Source organism: Hymenobacter sp. BRD128 (assembly GCF_013256625.1).
GTDB lineage: Bacteria > Bacteroidota > Bacteroidia > Cytophagales > Hymenobacteraceae > Hymenobacter.
Map to the genome: position 1 here is coordinate 3,179,801 of NZ_CP053908.1, position 17,998 is coordinate 3,197,798.

Below are 17,998 nucleotides of genomic sequence, written 5' to 3' on the forward strand. Positions count from 1 at the left end.
CCTTCCCACGGCCTGATTCATAGCTCATTCTGACAGCTCATAACTTTAAACTCATAATTTATAACTCAACGCAATGCGTTACAAAGGATTAATTATCGCGCTCACCCTCATTGTGTCGGTGTTGTGCGCGTACTTCTTGTTTTTCACCTACGTCTCGCGTGGGGTGCAGGACAAGGCCGTGGCCTACGCCACGCACAACGGCCAGCTAAACGAAGCTAAGCGCCAGCACTACCTCGATTCGGTGTGGCGCGCCCCCGTATTCGGCTCCTACACCTACCGCGATGTGAAGCAGAGCGAGCTCGGCCTGGGCCTCGACCTGAAAGGCGGCATGCACGTGACGCTGGAAGTATCACCGGTGGAAATCGTGCGGGCGATGGCCGGCAACTCGAAAGACCCCGCCTTTAATAAAGCTATTGAGCTAGCCCAGCAGCGCCAGAAAACCAACTCGGGCACGCCTTTCACCACGCTGTTTTACCAAGCCTACCAGGAAACTGCGCCCGGCGTGCCGCTGAACCGCATTTTTGCCAACTCGGTCAATAAAGACCGGAAGATTGACCTTACCAGCACCGACAGCCGCGTGCTGGCGGCTATTAACAAGGAGGAGGAAGACGCCATCGGCCGCTCGTTCGACATTCTGCGCAAGCGCGTGGATAAGTTTGGCGTCAACCAGCCCAACATTCAGCGCGTGAAGGGCACCGGCCGCATTCAGGTGGAGCTGCCCGGCGTGGATAACCCCGACCGCGTGCGCAAGCTGCTGCAAGGCCAGGCCAAGCTCGAATTTTACGAAGTATGGGCGCAGAACGAGGTAGTGCCCTACCTCGGCCAGCTCGACCAGGTACTCACGGCTAAGGAGAAGGCCTCGGCCAGCGCCCCAGCGAAGGAGGCAAACAAGGCCGACTCGACCAGCGCCGCCGCTGGCGCAAAAACAGCCAGCGCGAAGAAAGACACGACGTCGCTAGCCGCTCAGCTCGCCAAAAAGGCGCCGGCCGCCAAGGCCAAAACCGACTCGGCCGCTACCCAAAAGGGTGGCGTGCTGGCCCGCCTGCTCACCATGCCCGGCGCACTGGGCGTGAACCTGCGCGATACCGCCCAGATGAACCGCGTGCTGCGCTCGGACGAAGCCCGCAGCGTGCTGCCCCCCAACCTGGCACTGCTCTACCTCAACAAGCCGATTGAGGCCAACGGCCAGCAGTTTTTGCGCCTCGTGGCCGTGAAGAAAGACCGCACCGGTGCCATTGCTGCCCCCATCGGTGGCGAAGTGGTGAGCGATGCCCGCCAGGACTACGACCAGACCGGCCGCCCCGAGGTGAGCATGAGCATGAACCCGAGTGGGGCCCGCAAGTGGCAGAAAATGACCGGCGCCAATATCGGCAAGCAGGTGGCCGTGGTGCTCGACGACGTGGTGTATTCGGACCCCGTAGTGCAGAGCGAAATCTCGGGTGGCAACACCAGCATCTCGGGCAACTTCACCATCGACGAAGCCCAGGACCTGGCGCAGGTGCTGAAGGCCGGTAAGCTGCCCGCCCCTACCCGCATTGTCGAAGAAGCCGTAGTGGGCCCCTCGCTGGGCAAGGAAGCCATCAATCAGGGCTTGTACTCATCGCTGGCGGGCCTGCTGATTATCATGGCCTTCATGGCGGTGTACTACGGCCGCGCCGGCCTCGTGGCCGACGCCGCCCTCCTTTTCAATATGTTCCTGATTCTGGGCGTACTAGCCCAGTTTGGCACGGCCCTCACCCTGCCCGGCATCGCGGGCCTGATTCTGGTAATCGCTTCTTCGGTTGATGCCAACGTCTTGATTTTCGAGCGTATCCGCGAAGAGCTCGACCACGGGCTAGCCCTGCACGACGCCGTGAACAAGGGCTACTCGCGCGCCTTCTCGGCCATCTTCGACTCGAACGTGACGACCATGCTCATCGCCATTATCCTGGGCTTCTTCGGCACGGGCCCGGTGCAGAGCTTCGCCGTGACGCTCGGCATTGGGGTACTTACCTCGTTCCTGTCGGCGGTGTACGTGTCGCGCCTCATCATCGAGTGGCTGATTAAGGGCAAAGACACGAGCAGCATCACGTTCTCGACCTTTCTCTCGCGCAACCTGTTCAAGAACGTAAACTTCGACATCGTGGGCAAGCGCAAAATTGCCTACGCGTTCTCGACTATCATCATCGTCACGGGCTTCGTGCTGATGTACCTGCAGAGCGGCCCCAACCTGGGTGTCGATTTTGAAGGTGGCCGCGCCTACGTAGTCGATTTCAATAAAGCCATGGTGGCGAGCGACGTGCGCACTGCTCTCGAGCCGGCCTTCCACAATACCGGCCTCGAAGTGAAGCAGTTTGGCAACCCCAACCGCCTGCGCATCACCACCGGCTACCTGGCCCAGGACGAAAGCGAAACTGCCGACAAACAAGTGCAAACCGCCCTCAACCAGGGCCTGACCAAGTACGCGGCCGACGCGCCGATGATTAAATCGACCTCGAAAGTGGGCGCCACCATTGCCGACGACATCAAGCGCACCTCGTTCCTGTCGCTAGCCCTCACGCTGCTCGGCATCTTCGTCTACGTGCTTTTCCGCTTCGAAAAGTGGCAGTACTCGCTGGCCGCCGTTATCGCGCTCTTCCACGATGCGCTGCTGGTAATTGCCTCCTACCCCATTGCCCGCGCCTTCGGGGCCAACTACGAGATGGACCAGATTTTCGTGGCGGCCGTGCTTTCCATCATCGGCTTCTCCATGAATGACACGGTGGTAATTTTTGACCGCATCCGCGAGTACCTGCGCGAAAACCCCAAGCTGACCTTCGCTCAGGTAGTGAACCCGGCGCTGAACTCGACGTTCTCGCGCACTATGATTACCTTCACCACGGTATTCATGGTAGTGCTCGTGCTCTATATTTTTGGCGGCGAAACGCTCCGCTCGTTCTCGTTTGCCATGATTATCGGCATCATCTTCGGCACTTACTCGTCGCTGTTCATCGCCACGCCCATTATCCTCGACACCTACGGGAAGAAGGAAGAGCGCGAGCGCAAAGCTGCCGGCGAAGACGTAACCGGCTTGCCCGGCGATGCGCCCAAGCTGAGCACCGCCTCGGTATAGCAGCGCCTCACCTGCTGATTTCATAAAAAAGCCCGGCCTGGCGGCCGAGCTTTTTTATTGCTCGCTGCTGAAGGGCAGCTTGGCTGCTCAATGGCCAGCCCGTATAGGTTAGCGGCTCATTCGGATGGAGAAAAGCGGCAATCAACGAAAATCACTAATTTTTTGGTCAGCTCAATCCTAGTTTTGACCGTGAACGTAGGTTGGGCCTGCACCGAAAAAGGCTGACTGCCTTCTAGCTAAGCCTTTCCCCGTAAACTACTAAACTACAACTGCCGCTTAGCCGGGTTAAACATCGCTGCTAACTCAGCTGTTATGGGCAACCAGCTACTTAATTAGCTGAATTCGGTTACTTTATACGCTCTAAAAACGCTTCTGTTTGCTACTAATTTTTTACATTCTGTGAAAGTATCTACGCTACTACCAAGCCGTTGGGGGCTAGGGGTTATGTTGTCTGGTTTCGTGCTGCTAGGCGCCTGCTCTTACACCCACGAAGGCATCCCGGCACCGGCATGCCCCTCGCTACCAGCCGCGATTTCGTACAAAACGAATGTGCTGCCTATTCTGCAAGATGAATGCTATCGCTGCCACGATACGCAGCACTACCAGACGCTAGCCCTGGGCACGTTCAACATGGAAAACTTCAACGAGGTGAAGTATTGGTCTACACCGGCCAACGGCCACAACGGCCAGAGCTGGATGATAGGTAATATGCTGGGGGACACCAACAACGGCTTTAAGCCCATGCCCTACGACGGGGTGCATGGCCCCGACGCCTGCCAAATCGCCCTTATCAAAGCCTGGGTTGATGCGGGCGCGCCCAACAACTAATGCGGGCGCACCCGTGCGGCATTTCCACTTCTCCCCTGCCGGTTTGGCCTATGCATAAATTACTACTACGAGCAGGACGGGTGAGTGCGCTGCTAGCCTTCTTGCTGGGGCTGGCCGCCCCCGGCCGGTCCTGGGCGCAGGGCAAGTACATGACCCGGGGTGGGCATATCTCGTTTTTCTCGGCCTCCATCATGGAGGATATTGAGGCCCGCAACGATAAGGTGGCGGCCGTGTTTGATATGGCTACGGGCCAGATTGCCTTTTCGGTGCCCATCCACGAGTTTCAGTTCAAGCGCACCCTCATGCAGGAGCACTTCAACGAGAACTATATGGAGTCGGATAAATTTCCGAAGGCCACCTTCACGGGGCAGCTCCTCAACGCGGCCCAGGTGCTCAAGCAGTTGCCCACTGCCACCCAAACCGTAGAGGCCGAAGGCAACCTCACCATCCATGGCGTTACGCATAAAGCCCTCGTGACGGGCACCCTGCAGCTGCGCGATGGCCAGCTGGTGGTATTCGCCTACTTCAACATTGCGCCGGCCGACTTTTCCATCGACATCCCGCTGCTCGTGCGCGAGCACATTGCCAAGTCGGTGAGCGTGCGCATCAACCTCACCTGCGATGCCGTATCGCCGGCCCTCGTTTCTCAGCCTTAACAATTTGTCGCTAACTAATTTATGAAAAAACTTCTTACCCTTTTCTGTCGCACGGCGCTGCTCGCCTTGCTAGTGGCCGCCTGGGCGGCGCCGGCCGCCCACGCCCAGGGCGACCTGCTGGGCCAGCTGGAGCAGGAAACCAAAAAGGATGCCCCTACCCAAATAGTAGATGCGACCTTTAAGGCAACCCGCCTCATCAATGGCCACACCGTGCAAACGCCGGGCGAAGGCACCATGGTATTTTTGATTTCGCACCGCTTCGGGGCGCTCAACAGCGGTGCTTACAACTTTTTTGGCCTCGACGCCGCCACGCTACGGCTAGGCTTTGAGTATGCCCTCACCGACCGCTTTGAGGCTGGCGTGGGCCGTTCGTCGCTGGGCAAAACGTTTGATGGCTTTCTGAAATACAAAGCCATTCAGCAAACCACCGGCGCGCACGCCATCCCGCTGTCGGTCACGCTGTTTTCGTCGGCGGCCATCATGACCGAGCGCATGAACAACGGCATCGACTATACGCTGGGCAAGCGCACGGCTTATACGTATCAGGCCCTGATTGCCCGTAAGTTCAGCACCGACCTCTCGCTCCAGCTCATGCCCACGCTCATTCACCGCAATCTGGTGATAAATGAGGGCGAGAAAAACGACGTGTACGCCATCGGGGCCGGTGGGCGCTACAAGCTCACCAAGCGCTTCTCGCTCAATGCCGAATACTACTACCTGCTGCCCTCCTACACCGCCGACCACTACCGCAACTCGGTGGCGCTCGGGGTCGACATCGAAACCGGCGGCCACATTTTCCAGTTGCACGTTACCAATTCGACGGGTATGATTGAGCAGCAGTTCATCACCCAAACCACCGGCAATTTCTTCGACGGCTACCTCTGCTTCGGCTTCAACGTGAGCCGCAACTTTACGGTGAAGCAGCGCGCCCGCAAAATCTAGCGGCTAGCCTGGCCAAACACTAAAGCGGCCGGCTATCCCTAGGGAGGGTAGCCGGCCGCTTTAGTGTTTGGCCAGGCTAGCTTTATTCAGCCAGCCAATTCGGCGGGCGCGGGTGAGGTAATGCGATTTATCCACCAAAGCAGGCCGCCCATCAGCAGCCCAGCCACCAAAAGCGTGAGCAGGAAGCTGTTGCTGCTTAAAATGCGATGCTGGGCTGCTTCATTTAGGGCAGTACCATTGTACATCATGCTGGAGAATGACAGCAGGTTGTTGAGCGCGTGCAGCGCGATGCACAGCGCCAGCGACTGCGTACGGTAATAAAGCCAGCCCAGCATCAGTCCCATTAGAAGCGCAAACAAGCTCTGGGCCGGGTTGAGGTGAAAGACGCCGAATAGCAAAGCCGACTGCCCGATGGCTACAACTGGCGAGTAATTGCGCAGCAGCCCCCGCAGCAAGAGGCCCCGAAAAAGAATTTCCTCCAGCACCGGCGCGAGCAAGCAGCCAAAAAACAGGCTCAGCACCGGATAGTGGGCCATATCCTGAAAAGTTTTGGCAGTCCAGTTGGGTAGGGGCAGCCAGTGCAGGGCCGATAGCAAGACTGCCTGGCTAGGCACCAGCACTACCAGCAGCGCGTATAGCTGCCAGCTAGCCCCCCGCCTGTTCCAGCGCAGACCGGGCCAGCGCGCCGGACTCACCCGCCACCGCAGCCACCCGAGCAGCGCTAGCTGCACCGCCACGCTCAGCGCCGCCCCGGTGCCGAGTTTATACACTGGCACCCGCAACGGCAATAGCCAGTGCGCGAGCCCATACAACGGCACGCCTATTACCAGAGAAATAAGCAGAAACCACCCAAGTACGCCCCAGCTTTCGCCCAGCGTGGGGTAGGCAGGCGGCAGAACTTCAATAGCATCAGGTAGTAATAGTTCAGGCTCCATATACAGTCGGAAACCACAAACATAAAGGGAGCGTCCCGAAAAGCTAGCCCAGACGGGCGGGCTTTTCAGGACGCTCCCAAACGAGCTGACGAGTGATTATACCGTTACGCCTTCGGCCACTACCTCTTTCACCTCGGGAACCATGCGCTTAAGCAGGTTTTCGATGCCCGACTTGAGCGTGACGGTGGCCGATGGGCAGCCCGAGCACGAGCCTTGCAGGTTCACGGTCACGATGCCGTCGTGATAGCTCTTGAAAGTGATGTTGCCACCATCCTGCTCCACGGCGGGGCGCACGTAGTTATCGAGCAGGTCGATGATTTTCTGGCTCGTGAAGCCATCTTGCTGGGTCGGGTCGCCGGCGCTGGCGGCCTGGGCAGCTTTCTGCTCGGCGGCGGGGTCCACGGTAAAGAGTGTGCCGCCGGCCTCGACGTAGCTCTTAATGAACTGGCGCAGCTCGGGGATGAGGCTGGTCCAGCCCAGCTCGGGCTGGGTTTTGGTGATGGTCACGAAGTTTTGGGCGATGAACACGCGGCCCACGTAGTCGAAGCCAAACAGTTCCTGCGCGATGGGCGAGTTCACGGCCGCCTCCACGTTCGGGTAATCCACGCTCACGCCATCGGGCAGCAAGGTAGAGTTGAGCACAAATTTCATGCTCTCAGGATTGGGTGACGCCTCGGCGTAAATGGAAACGGCAGACATATCGTTGATTTTTAAAATTTTCTAGCTAGTCCTCTTGAGAAAGGCAAATCCCATTTTCTGGATTCATTCTAAACTAGAACCCATAACAAGAAAATCGGCGCAAGGTTCTACAGCTGGCTAGCCCGGGCGCGCAGCAGCAGGTCGGCCAGCACGAGCTGGGTCATGGCTTCCACGATGGGCGCGGCACGGGGCAGCACGCAGGCATCGTGGCGGCCGCGGCCAGCCAGGGTCACGGCCTCACCGGCCTGGTTAATAGTTTGCTGGGGCTGCAGCAGCGTAGCCACCGGCTTAAATGCCACCCGGAAGTATACATCCTGGCCATTGCTGATGCCACCCTGGCTGCCGCCGCTGTGGTTGGTGCGGGTGCGCACGCGGCCAGCCTCGTCGGTATAAAATTCATCGTTGTGCTGCGAGCCGGGTAGCTTGGTGCCCGCGAAGCCCGAGCCAAACTCAAAGCCCTTCACGGCATTAATGCTCAGCAGCGCGTGGCCCAGCACGGCGGGCAGCTTGTCGAATACCGGCTCGCCCAAGCCGGGCGGCAGGCCGGTAGCCACGCCCGTAACTACACCACCCACCGTGTCGTGCGCGGCCTGCGCCTCGCGAATGCGAGCTTCCATGCGCGCGGCGGCCTCGGGGTCGGGGCAGCGCACGGGGTTGCTGTCGATAAGGTCCAGGTCAAGCTGCTCGTAGCTTTTACCGACTTCTACCTCACCTACGGCCGATACGTAGGCCTTTACCTCGACCCCAAAGTGGGCCAGCAGTGCGGCGGCCACGGCGCCGGCGGCCACACGGGCGGCCGTTTCGCGGGCCGAGCTGCGGCCACCACCGCGGTGGTCGCGGCGGCCGTACTTAGCGTCGTAGGTATAGTCGGCGTGGCTAGGGCGGTAGGCACCGGCAATGTGCGAGTAATCGTCGGAGCGCTGGTCAGCATTCGGAATGAAGAGGCTGATGGGCGTGCCCGTAGTCAGGCCCTCAAATACGCCCGACTGCACCTGCACGCGGTCGGCCTCCTTACGCGGCGTGGTGAGGGCCGACTGGCCCGGCCGGCGCCTATCCAGCGCGTGCTGAATGGCAGCCGGGTTGAGGGCCAGCCCCGCCGGGCAGCCATCAATAACCACCCCAATGCCCACCCCGTGCGACTCGCCGAAGGTAGTGATGCGAAAAAGCGTTCCGAAACTATTTGACATACTGAGTTAACTAAGCCCCAAAAGTAGTACCCCTAGCGAGCCCGCCACCAGCCCACCACGGCCACGCCCAGCAGCGCAGCCAGCAGCCAGCCGGCGTAGCGGCCTACCTGCTGGTACACATCCAGGGGCTGGAGCTGAGCATCGGCGCGGGCCAGGGCCTGGTCGTAGAAGGGGTCGTCGGTGGGGCTGGCGGTAGCCAGGGAGCCGGCCCCGCCGCTTACCGCTACGCGCAGCTCGGGCCGCAGCGTGTCGTAGCGGGCCACCACGGGGTTAAAAAACGGCAGTGCCAGCAGGCTGTCGAAGGCCAGCAGGCCCGGCCGCTGGGCCACCAGCCGGTAGCGAAAACTTTTGCGAAAGCGCCCGTCGGGCAGCTGCTCTTCGCGCACATCGGGGCCATACACGGCTAGCCCGGCGTGGGGCCGCAGCGGCGGGGGCGCCAGGGCCGCTGCATTGCCAGTCCCCTCTACCCCAAAAGTGTACGTAAACGCCTCACCCGTGCGAAAGCGCGTGCCGCTGATGCCTTCGTGCAGGGTATACTCGCCCACCAGGGCCGCGCCGGGTGGCGGCAGGGGCCGCACGGCCACGCGCAGGGCCGGCGCGGTGTAGGTTTTATAGATAGCCAGGCGCTCGTTGTCGCCGGGCTCGGGCTTTTTTAGCAGCTTGAATTTGGTAAGTATCAATTGTAGCGCCGGAAACTGCAGCGCTTCCTTAGTCAGCGGGTAATACGTGCGTCCCGCCAGCCGAAAGCGCAGCCACACCTGCCCGCCGGCCCGGCGCACGGTATCGGGCAAAGGCGAAGGGTCGGGCGCGGCTACTTCCCAGGTAGTGGGCTGGCGCAGCTGGCGCAGCAGCTCGGTCAGCTGATTAGTGAAATCGTAAAAATTGAGCAGCGCCTGGTCGGCCGGCTTGAGGTAGAAATACAGATTTACGCGCACGCCTTGGCCCACGTATACCTGGCTATGGTCGGCTTCGAGGGCTAGCTGGCCCGCATCGGGCGGCTCGTAGAAGTACTTGGGCTTAGGCTTGCCCAGCAACTGGTCGAGCGAACCCACACCCGTACCGGGCGGGGCAGCGCTGGCATCGAGCGGCGGGTTGGCAGCCCCCACATGCACCCGACTACCCGCGCTGCGCAGCACCTGCCCGTTTACGGTGAGGGAGAAGGCCGGCACCACGTAATCGCCTTCCGTATATGGGAAGTAGCGCTGCGTCACCGTCAGTTCGGTGCTGCGCCGACCGCTGGGCAGCAGGCGCGTGGTCGTAGTGGTAGTGAGCCCCGCCGCCTTGCGAAAACCCTCGATTTCGGGGAAGTCTGAGTGGCTGGCCAGCACTGCGCCGCGCAGCCGAAACGCCAGCGTGAAAGGCCCCGCCAGCGGCACGCTCGGCGCGGGCGCCACCAAGCTTACCCCACTGCTGGCGGGCGGCGGGCTAGCCGGCTGGGCGCGCAGGCTCCCGGCCATTAGCAGCCAGGCGGCCAGCCACCACACACGCACGTTAAGACACCAAGCCACTATTTTTTATCTACTGCCGAAATCCGGCTTATAAACAAAGTTCGTAACTGAAGGGTGTTTTTTCTGCTGCGAAAGCCAGGGCGCTCCACAGCGGCCAACACTACCCTATAATTATCCATTTAATGCTAGCCAGTTGCTATTTATTACTTTTTCGAGATATAGCGCCAGCGTCTGTTAATCTATTTAGCTAGTTATCCATGTTGACAAAAAGCCGGCTCTATGGGCCGGCTTTTTTTATGTCCACCCCAGAGAGCCGGTAAGTTGCCTGGCCCGCCTGCTTGCGCTTGCACCGCCGCCGCCTGTTGCAACCACTCAATGGGCTCTGGCCAGACTACTTATGAGGAAGGAATTACCTGGAACAACTATCAGAAAATCAAGAAGTAGCTGCTATTTTTTTATATTATTGCACTTAAGCCCAAATCCAAAAAAGCGTTGTCAGCCGTACATGGGGCGTGGCGCTGATGCAGTGAGGCTAGCCACACAGGTCTCATTTAAAGCTGGGGTGCTTACCGTGTTGGCTAGCCTGTTCTTACAGATTTGGGTAAAATAACGCTAGTTAAGCAACCTGAATGCAAGCCTTCGCCGTATAGCTCCCCAACCCCAGCAATTACATTTTTTCCTTCTCCCTTTTATGTCAACCAACCACAATTCTGATTTGCTCCAGCAAGAGTCGCGAGTAGACCAGCCGCTTTATACGCCCATCAAACGTCGCTCGTTTTTCATGTATGCTGGCGCTACTGCCGGTGCTACTGCCTTGGTACTAGCTGGTTGCAGCAAGAGCGACTCGGCACCTGGGATGGTGAACGTGGGTAGCGGCGACGTGGGGGTACTCAACTATGCGTATGCGCTGGAGCAGCTTGAGGCTGCATTTTACACGCAGCTACGCACCGGTGGCTATTACACTGGCAGCACTATTACCGCTGCCGAAAAAGCGATTCTGGACGACCTGTACTACCACGAGGTTATTCACCGCGACTTCTTTAAAGCGGCCATTACGGCTGCCGGCGCTACGCCAATTATGGCCCTGACGCCTAACTTCAGCAGCATCGACTTTTCGTCGCGCACCTCGGTGCTCGGCACTGCTAAAGCGTTCGAAGACCTGGGGGTTGCTGCCTACAACGGGGCTGGCCAGTACATTACTTCGGCTACCTACCTCTACATCGCCGGTAAAATTGTGTCGGTAGAGGCGCGTCACGCTGCTATTATCCGCGACTTGGTTTCGGAAAACACATTCGTTGGTAACGACATCCTTACTATCTCAAGTGCCAGCAACAGCAGCGTAGCAACTAATAATTCGCCGTCGGGCTCGAGCCTAGAACGCTCTATGTCGCCGAGCGAAGTGGTAGCTACTGCTAACACCTTCCTGGCCGACGGCTCGAAACTGGACGTTTCCGGCATCAAATAAGCCACCCCGTACTGGCTAATCTCCCAATTTAATCTTCGACACCTGTCATGAATTTTTTTCAAATTATTTCCGAAATTGAGAAAGTTGACCCCGAGGTATATGACCGCCTCGATTCGCGTCGCTCAGTGTTCAAGCATATGAGCGGACTGGGCCAGAAGCTGACGGCTGCCGCACTGCCGCTAGCAGTAGGTGCTATCTTCAATAAAGCATATGCGCAAACTCCGGTCGGCGCTAGCGTGAACGATGTGCTCAACTTTGCCCTGAAGCTAGAGTATCTCGAATCTTATTTCTACCAAGCTCGCATGGCCGTAGTAGGTGGCTTTAATACCAACGTAACTGCTTCGCTGGCCCTTATTGCTACCGACGAAGCTAACCACGTTACTTTTCTACGAAGCGTACTTGGCTCCAACGCTATTGCTGCCCCCACAGCTGCTACTTTTGACTATACCGCCAAAGGCGCCTTTAATCCTACGGTAGCAGCTCAGTACCTGGCATTGGCTCAGTCGTTTGAGGATACCGGCGTGCGTGCCTACAAAGGTGCTGCACCGCTTGTAATGTCTAATAAAACGGTGCTGACGGCGGCGCTCAACATTCACTCGGTAGAGGCTCGCCACTCTTCGCAGTTGCGCGCCATTCGCCGCTCGCTCGCTACTTCTGGCACGCCGGCTCCCTCACAGGGTATTGCTGTAGCACCTTATTCGGCTGCTCCTAAGAGCTGGATTTCGGGTACCGATGGTGGTGGTGCCGTTCCCGGTGCTACTGATGCTATCTACGGTGCCGGCAACAACACGAATGCCCCGACTGGTATCACGTTCGACTCGGAGGCTAACATCACCCAAGGTAACGTAGCCCTGTCGGGCTCGACTATCACGGCCGCTGCTTCCTTCCCAACTTCGGCTTTCTCCGAGGCTTTCGACGAAGGCTTAGATGTAGGCACGGTAGCTAAAATTGCCAACATGTTCTCGGTAAGCGGCAACTACTTCGGCTAGGTATACCAAGCCGTGTACTGCTGTTGCACGACCCGCAAAGAGGGCGGCTCCGCACGGAGCCGCCCTCTTTATTTTGGGGAAAATATGAAAAAGTAATTTTTAATGATTGGCAACCTGCCACTTAATGTTTGCTTGCTTGCGCAGAGCAGCCGCACTTCCTGGCTTTGCGTATAAGGCTTCCAATCTGCTGGTTTACTATTCTATTCCTCCCACCCGCTATGTTAGAGTACATCAAAATGATTTTGCTGAAGGTAAGCTTCAGTAAAAAACTCTTTGAGAAGGAGTTGCGCAAGGCGCTGCACCATATTCAGCCTGCCGACTTGCTGGGCTTCAAAACGTGGTGCTACCAGCAATTTGCGCGCCTCTACCGCCGGGTATTGAAGCGTGTGTTTATTCAGCACAGCCCCCTGCCGCGCCTGGCTGCTTAACTGCCTAGCTGGTTTTGCCCGGTTACAAACCTAATATTACGCTTCAACCCTTCGTAGCCCGAGCGCTTGAGGGATGACTGTTTAAACAAGGCCTGAAAAACCTCGTGGGTAATTTCCTGCCAGTCGCTGACCGACAGATTTTTCAATTCCGGATGAGGCTGAAACTGCACTTCCTGCGTCGACTTGGAAAAGCGATTCCAGGGGCACACATCCTGGCAGATGTCGCAGCCAAATACCCAGTTACCGAACTGCCCAGCTACGCTCTGCGGAATTAGCTGGTCTTTCAGCTCGATGGTAAAGTAGCTGATGCACTTGCTGCCATCGACCACGTAGGGCTCGGTGATGGCCTGCGTGGGGCAGGCGTCGAGGCACTTGGTACAAGTGCCGCAATAGTCGCGGATGGCGCCGTCGTAATCCAGCTCCACGTCCACAATCAGCTCGGCGATGAAGTAGAATGAGCCCGCACTGGGGGTAATGAGGTTGCTGTTTTTGCCAACCCACCCTAGCCCACCCTTCTTGGCCCAAGCCTTATCGAGCACCGGCGCCGAATCGACAAAGCAGCGCCCGCCCACCTCACCGATGTTGGCCTGCATATCGGCCAGCAGGGTTTTGAGCTTGTCCTTAATGACGAAGTGGTAGTCGCGCCCGTAGGCGTACTTGCTGATTTGAAGCGTATCATCGGGCTGCTGCGCTTCGGCCGGCGGGTAGTAGTTGAGCAGCAGCGAAATAACCGACTTGGCCCCATCCACGAGCAGGCGCGGGTCGAGGCGCTTGTCGAAGTGGTTTTCCATCCAGGCCATCTGGCCGTGCATCCCTTTCTTAAGCCAGTTCTCGAGGCGCGGGGCTTCCTCTTCCAGAAACTCGGCTTTCGAAATTCCGCAGGCCATAAACCCCAATTCAGCGGCGCGGCGCTTAACGTAAGGGGTCCATTCGGCGTGCAGTAACATGGGCTAGCGGGCAATTGAATCCCAAAGAAACAAAGAAAGCGCCGCTGGGGGCGGCGCGTTCCGTGTGAGTGTAACGCGGACTTTTAGTCCGCGTGTAGATTAAGCAGTGTGCAGGCTAAAAGTCCGTGCTGCACCTCACGCCGTAATCTCGGCAAATAAGTCTCCCGAGTTGCCGCGCAGATGCTGGGGCAGCATACGCCCCAAGTGCTGATAGGCAGCCTCCGTAGCTTCGCGGCCCCTAGCGGTGCGCTTAATGTAGCCTTCCTGAATGAGGAAAGGCTCATACACTTCCTCAATGGTTTCGCCCTCCTCGCCGCAGGCCGTGGCAATGGTACTGATACCCACCGGGCCGCCCTTAAACTTGTCGATGATGGTGGTGAGGATGCGCTTGTCCATATCATCGAGGCCGCGGGCATCTACGTCGAGGGCATTCAGGGCAAACTGCGCAATCTCCACTGTGATGGTGCCGTCGCCCTTGATTTGGGCAAAGTCGCGGGTGCGGCGCAGCAGGTTGTTGGCGATGCGGGGTGTGCCGCGCGAGCGGCGGGCAATCTCGTAGGCCGCATCCTCGTGAATGGGCGTGTGCAGGATATCGGCCGAGCGCTGCACAATAGTAGTCAGCAGCTTAGAGTCGTAATACTCCAGCCTGGCCGAGATGCCAAAGCGCGCCCGCAGCGGCGCTGTGAGCATGCCCGAACGCGTGGTGGCACCAATGAGCGTGAAGGGCGAGAGCGAAATCTGCACCGAGCGGGCGTTGGGGCCCGAATCGAGCATAATGTCGATGCGGTAGTCCTCCATCGCCGAGTAAAGGTATTCTTCCACCACGGGATTGAGGCGGTGAATCTCGTCGATGAAAAGTACGTCGTGCGGCTCAAGGTTAGTGAGCAGGCCGGCGAGGTCGCTGGGCTTATCGAGCACCGGTCCACTAGTCATCTTGATGCCCGCGCCCAGCTCATTAGCAATAATGTGCGAGAGCGTGGTTTTGCCCAGGCCGGGAGGGCCGTGCAACAGCACGTGGTCGAGGGCATCGCCGCGCTGCTTGGCGGCAGCTACGAACACCTTGAGGTTTTCGAGAATTTTATCCTGGCCCGTGAAGTCGCTGAAGCTCAGCGGGCGCAGGGCTTTGTCGATGTCTTTTTCGGTGGCATCGAAATGTTCATTGCCGCCGGTTAGATAGGCTTCACGCATGGTTGCTAATTGTTAATTGCTCGTGGTCAACTGGCCGTCGGAAACGGGTAATCAGCTAACCAAATTAGTTAGCAAAAAACTCCCTTGGCCGACCGCAAACCTAACTTTATTCGCGCGGCAGCAGCACTTCAATTTCAAGGTGCAGCCAGTCGTCTTCCCAGGCTTTGTGGGCTAGCCGGGCGGTGAGCGGGTAGCCAGCATCGAGCAGGCGGGCCACGGTTTCATTGCGGGTTTCAGGCAAGTAGCCCAGCCAGATGCTGGCTGTGTCATCGGCGGGGCCCGAGTGGACTTTCACGGCCCAGTCGTCGTACTTGCTGTCGGCTTCGCGCTCCAGGCGCAGCGCCTGGCCGACTTTGAGCGACTTTTCCTGCTTGGGTAGTTCGGGGCGGTGGGAAGTGCCGGCAACCAGGCATTCCAGCAAAACGAGGGGCGTAGCGGGCTTCATGCAGGCAAATTACGCCCTATCCCGCCAAACCACCGAGAACAGTACCGTAAAAGAGCCTGCTCCGCTGAGCCCGACGAGCTTGGTCTTTACTAGCTAGGTGTTCAAATTACCGCCTTCCGCGTTGCATTGGTTGAGGTGGTCGGCAAACCAAAGCGACTGCTTAACTTGCCTAAGCTTATCCTTCCTCATTCATACATGAAAAAACTCCTTCTCCTCAGCCTGCTGACGGCTCTTACGGCTGGCGGCGCACGGGCTTTCTACCCCAAAGCACCGCACGCCAGTGGCTACATGATGGTTATCGGTCGCTTCAGCGGCGCTGGCTTCAGCTCTAAAGGGACAGTTATCACCATTTCGCCCGACGGACAGGCGCAAACCCAGGAACTGGACACCAAGACAGGGACTGTTAACAAAATATCCGGTTCGCTCGACCAGCTAAGTACCGCTGAGCTTAAGACGCTTAATGACCTGCGCGCTTCCGGCTGGCGCCTCAAGACCAGCACGCCGGTTGTATTGGGCAATGGCGCCATCACCGAAACTGTTTATCTGCTGGAAAAAGAATAAATTGCGGCCTAGCCAGGCCGCAATTTATTCTTTACTTAAACGCTTGAATACCCGTAATATCGGCTCCGGTAATGAGCAGGTGAATGTCGTGCGTGCCCTCGTAGGTGACCACCGATTCGAGGTTCATCATGTGGCGCATGATGGGGTACTCACCCGTGATGCCCATGCCGCCGTGAATCTGGCGGGCCTCGCGGGCTACGTGCAGGGCCATCTCGACTGAGTTGCGCTTAGCCATCGATATTTGGGCGCTGGTGGCGCGGCCTTCGTTTTTGAGCACGCCCAGGCGCCAGGCTAGTAGTTGGGCCTTAGTGATTTCGGTAATCATCTCGGCCAGTTTCTTCTGCTGGAGCTGGAAGCTGGCGATGGGCTTGCCAAACTGCTCGCGCTGGAGCGAGTATTTCAGGGCCGACTCGTAGCAGTCGATGGCCGCGCCGATGGCCCCCCAGGCAATGCCGAAGCGGGCCGAGTCGAGACAGCTCAGTGGGCCCTTCAGGCCTTCCACATTGGGCAGGATGTTCTCCTTGGGAATCCTGACGTTATCAAACACCAGCTCGCCGGTGATGCTGGCGCGCAGACTCCATTTGTTGTGGATTTCGGGCGTGGTGAAGCCTTCCATGCCGCGCTCCACGATGACGCCCTTGATACGGCCCTGCTCGTTTTTGGCCCATACTACGGCCACTTGACACTCCGGCGAGTTGCTTATCCAGAGCTTGGCGCCGTTCAAAATGTAGTGGTCGCCGGCGTCCTTGATATTAGTGGTCATGCCGCCGGGGTTCGAGCCATGGTCGGGCTCGGTGAGGCCGAAGCACCCTAGCCACTCGCCGCTGGCCAGCTTGGGCAAGAACTTGCGGCGCTGCGCCTCCGAGCCGTACTGGTAGATGGGGAACATCACCAGCGAGCCCTGCACCGAGGCCGTCGAGCGCATGCCCGAATCGCCGCGCTCAATCTCCTGCATGATGAGGCCGTAGCTGATGTAGTCGAGCCCGCCGCCGCCGTACTCCTGCGGAATGGTGGGGCCAAACGCACCTACGTCGCCAAACTTGCGCACGATTTCCGATGGGAAATGCGCCTGCTGCGCCCACTGCTCAATATTGGGCGAAATCTCCTTCTTGACGAAATCGCGGATACTCTGGCGCACGAGGATATTTTCTTCGGTGAGCAGGCCGTCGAGGTCAAAATAATCGGTAAAGCCGTTGGCATTGGTGCTGCCTTTTTGAGCAGTGTGGGCTTTGGATTCGGGCGAGAGCACGTCGGCAATGGAAGACATGGCGGGGCGGGATGAGGTTTGGGCAAATGTAGCGCGGACTTGCAGTCCGCGTTTGGCTCATAAACCCCAGCTGGCGGCGAGTAGTGCAAGGCGCGGCCTACAAAGTCGGCGCAACATCGACCGTAAGCACGATTTCCTCTCCTACCCCAGCCGTACCGTTCACTTCTACTTCCGTGCCACCCGGCAACTGCACGCGCAGCCGCCCGCCAGGTAGCATCGCCAGCACGCGGCCCACCACCCTAGCCGGCGCGGCCGGGGCCACGGGCGGCCCCAGGCGGCGCACCTGGCCTAGTTCCAGCTCCACCACGCGGCTGGCTAGCCGGGTTATCTCGGCCGGGTCGTGGCTGATTAGGATGGTTGTCAGCTCAAACCGCCGGTGCACCTCAGCCAATACTTGCTGCAAGCGCAGGCGCGTGGGCAGGTCGAGGGCAGCCAGCGGCTCGTCGAGCAAAAGCAGGCGCGGGCGGCGGGCCAGCGCGCGGGCCAGGGCCACGCGCTGCTGCTGCCCGCCCGAGAGCACGGCCGGGCGGCGCTCGGCCAACTCGGCCAGCTCCAGCGCTACCAGAAGCTCGTTGACTAGCTGCTTCTTATCAGCCTGGCCCTCGGCGGCGAAGGCTAGGTTTTCGCGCACCGTCATATTGGGAAACAGCGCGTAGTCCTGAAACACAAAGCCCAGCGGGCGACACTGCGGCGGTAGCCACTGGCGGCGCTCCTGGCTATACCAGGTGTGGCCGGCAGCCTGAATAAAGCCACCGTCGGGCCGGTCGAGGCCGGCCAGCAGGCGCAGCAGCGTGGTTTTGCCCGCGCCGCTAGGGCCGCTGATGGCCAGCAGCTCGCCGGGCGCCAGAGTCAGGCGCACATCGAGGATGCGCGGGCCGGCGGCGGTGAGCAGGGCTTTGCGAAGGTGAAAATCTAGCACGTT

Annotated in this window: 17 protein-coding genes; 8 read left to right on the forward strand and 9 right to left on the reverse strand. The window is 58.9% G+C overall.

The features are described from left to right. The first annotated feature begins 73 nt into the window (after nucleotides 1–73). From secDF to GKZ68_RS14040, 4 genes are all read left to right on the forward strand, one after another. A complete protein-coding gene (gene secDF / locus GKZ68_RS14025) occupies nucleotides 74–3,091 on the forward strand; it encodes a protein translocase subunit SecDF (RefSeq protein WP_173115843.1) in 3,018 nt (1,005 codons plus the stop codon). Between the two features lie 399 nt (nucleotides 3,092–3,490). Beyond that, nucleotides 3,491–3,919 (forward strand): hypothetical protein, encoded by a 429-nt coding sequence (locus GKZ68_RS14030; protein ID WP_173115845.1) that lies wholly within the window; start codon nucleotides 3,491–3,493, stop codon nucleotides 3,917–3,919. 50 nt (nucleotides 3,920–3,969) lie between these two features. After that, nucleotides 3,970–4,575 carry a YceI family protein gene (locus GKZ68_RS14035; protein ID WP_173115847.1) on the forward strand — a complete coding sequence of 202 codons (606 nt, stop codon included), beginning with the start codon at nucleotides 3,970–3,972 and terminating at the stop codon, nucleotides 4,573–4,575. 21 nt (nucleotides 4,576–4,596) lie between these two features. After that, nucleotides 4,597–5,517, forward strand: a complete 921-nt coding sequence (locus GKZ68_RS14040; protein ID WP_173115849.1) for a DUF5777 family beta-barrel protein — start codon at nucleotides 4,597–4,599, stop codon at nucleotides 5,515–5,517. Between the two features lie 86 nt (nucleotides 5,518–5,603). Here the strand turns inward: GKZ68_RS14040 and GKZ68_RS21735 are convergent, their stop codons facing one another. From GKZ68_RS21735 to GKZ68_RS14060, 4 genes are all read right to left on the reverse strand, one after another. Continuing rightward, nucleotides 5,604–6,452, reverse strand: coding sequence for a CPBP family intramembrane glutamic endopeptidase (locus GKZ68_RS21735; RefSeq protein WP_217275257.1), 849 nt, complete (start codon nucleotides 6,450–6,452; stop codon nucleotides 5,604–5,606). Between the two features lie 96 nt (nucleotides 6,453–6,548). Then, nucleotides 6,549–7,151 carry a NifU family protein gene (locus GKZ68_RS14050; protein ID WP_173115851.1) on the reverse strand — a complete coding sequence of 201 codons (603 nt, stop codon included), beginning with the start codon at nucleotides 7,149–7,151 and terminating at the stop codon, nucleotides 6,549–6,551. Between the two features lie 107 nt (nucleotides 7,152–7,258). Next, nucleotides 7,259–8,338, reverse strand: coding sequence for a chorismate synthase (gene aroC / locus GKZ68_RS14055; RefSeq protein ID WP_173115853.1), 1,080 nt, complete (start codon nucleotides 8,336–8,338; stop codon nucleotides 7,259–7,261). Nucleotides 8,339–8,370: 32 nt separating this feature from the next. Further along, complete coding sequence (locus GKZ68_RS14060; protein WP_173115855.1) at nucleotides 8,371–9,846, reverse strand: BatD family protein; 1,476 nt, start codon at nucleotides 9,844–9,846, stop codon at nucleotides 8,371–8,373. 631 nt (nucleotides 9,847–10,477) lie between these two features. On the opposite strand from GKZ68_RS14060, the gene GKZ68_RS14065 reads away from it, so the two are divergent. From GKZ68_RS14065 to GKZ68_RS14075, 3 genes are all read left to right on the forward strand, one after another. Beyond that, entirely contained in the window at nucleotides 10,478–11,251 is a 774-nt protein-coding gene (locus GKZ68_RS14065) for a ferritin-like domain-containing protein (RefSeq protein ID WP_173115857.1), read from the forward strand. A gap of 47 nt (nucleotides 11,252–11,298) precedes the next feature. Next, nucleotides 11,299–12,240, forward strand: a complete 942-nt coding sequence (locus tag GKZ68_RS14070; protein ID WP_173115859.1) for a ferritin-like domain-containing protein — start codon at nucleotides 11,299–11,301, stop codon at nucleotides 12,238–12,240. A gap of 218 nt (nucleotides 12,241–12,458) precedes the next feature. Next, nucleotides 12,459–12,668, forward strand: coding sequence for a hypothetical protein (locus GKZ68_RS14075; protein ID WP_173115861.1), 210 nt, complete (start codon nucleotides 12,459–12,461; stop codon nucleotides 12,666–12,668). On the opposite strand, the gene queG is transcribed toward GKZ68_RS14075, so the two are convergent. From queG to GKZ68_RS14090, 3 genes are all read right to left on the reverse strand, one after another. After that, nucleotides 12,665–13,615, reverse strand: a complete 951-nt coding sequence (gene queG, locus GKZ68_RS14080) for a tRNA epoxyqueuosine(34) reductase QueG (RefSeq protein ID WP_173115863.1) — start codon at nucleotides 13,613–13,615, stop codon at nucleotides 12,665–12,667. The two genes, GKZ68_RS14075 and queG, sit on opposite strands and share 4 nt — an antisense overlap. 135 nt (nucleotides 13,616–13,750) lie before the next feature. Beyond that, nucleotides 13,751–14,803 carry a Holliday junction branch migration DNA helicase RuvB gene (gene ruvB / locus GKZ68_RS14085; protein ID WP_173115865.1) on the reverse strand — a complete coding sequence of 351 codons (1,053 nt, stop codon included), beginning with the start codon at nucleotides 14,801–14,803 and terminating at the stop codon, nucleotides 13,751–13,753. 106 nt (nucleotides 14,804–14,909) lie between these two features. Continuing rightward, on the reverse strand, nucleotides 14,910–15,248 hold the full coding sequence (locus tag GKZ68_RS14090; RefSeq protein ID WP_173115867.1) for an HIRAN domain-containing protein: 339 nt from the start codon (nucleotides 15,246–15,248) through the stop codon (nucleotides 14,910–14,912). A gap of 195 nt (nucleotides 15,249–15,443) precedes the next feature. On the opposite strand from GKZ68_RS14090, the gene GKZ68_RS14095 reads away from it, so the two are divergent. Continuing rightward, complete coding sequence (locus GKZ68_RS14095; RefSeq protein ID WP_173115869.1) at nucleotides 15,444–15,809, forward strand: hypothetical protein; 366 nt, start codon at nucleotides 15,444–15,446, stop codon at nucleotides 15,807–15,809. Nucleotides 15,810–15,840: 31 nt separating this feature from the next. Here the strand turns inward: GKZ68_RS14095 and GKZ68_RS14100 are convergent, their stop codons facing one another. Continuing rightward, a complete protein-coding gene (locus GKZ68_RS14100) occupies nucleotides 15,841–17,076 on the reverse strand; it encodes an acyl-CoA dehydrogenase family protein (RefSeq protein ID WP_173115871.1) in 1,236 nt (411 codons plus the stop codon). A gap of 97 nt (nucleotides 17,077–17,173) precedes the next feature. After that, nucleotides 17,174–17,995, reverse strand: a complete 822-nt coding sequence (locus tag GKZ68_RS14105) for an ATP-binding cassette domain-containing protein (protein ID WP_173115873.1) — start codon at nucleotides 17,993–17,995, stop codon at nucleotides 17,174–17,176. Nucleotides 17,996–17,998 lie beyond the last annotated feature (3 nt).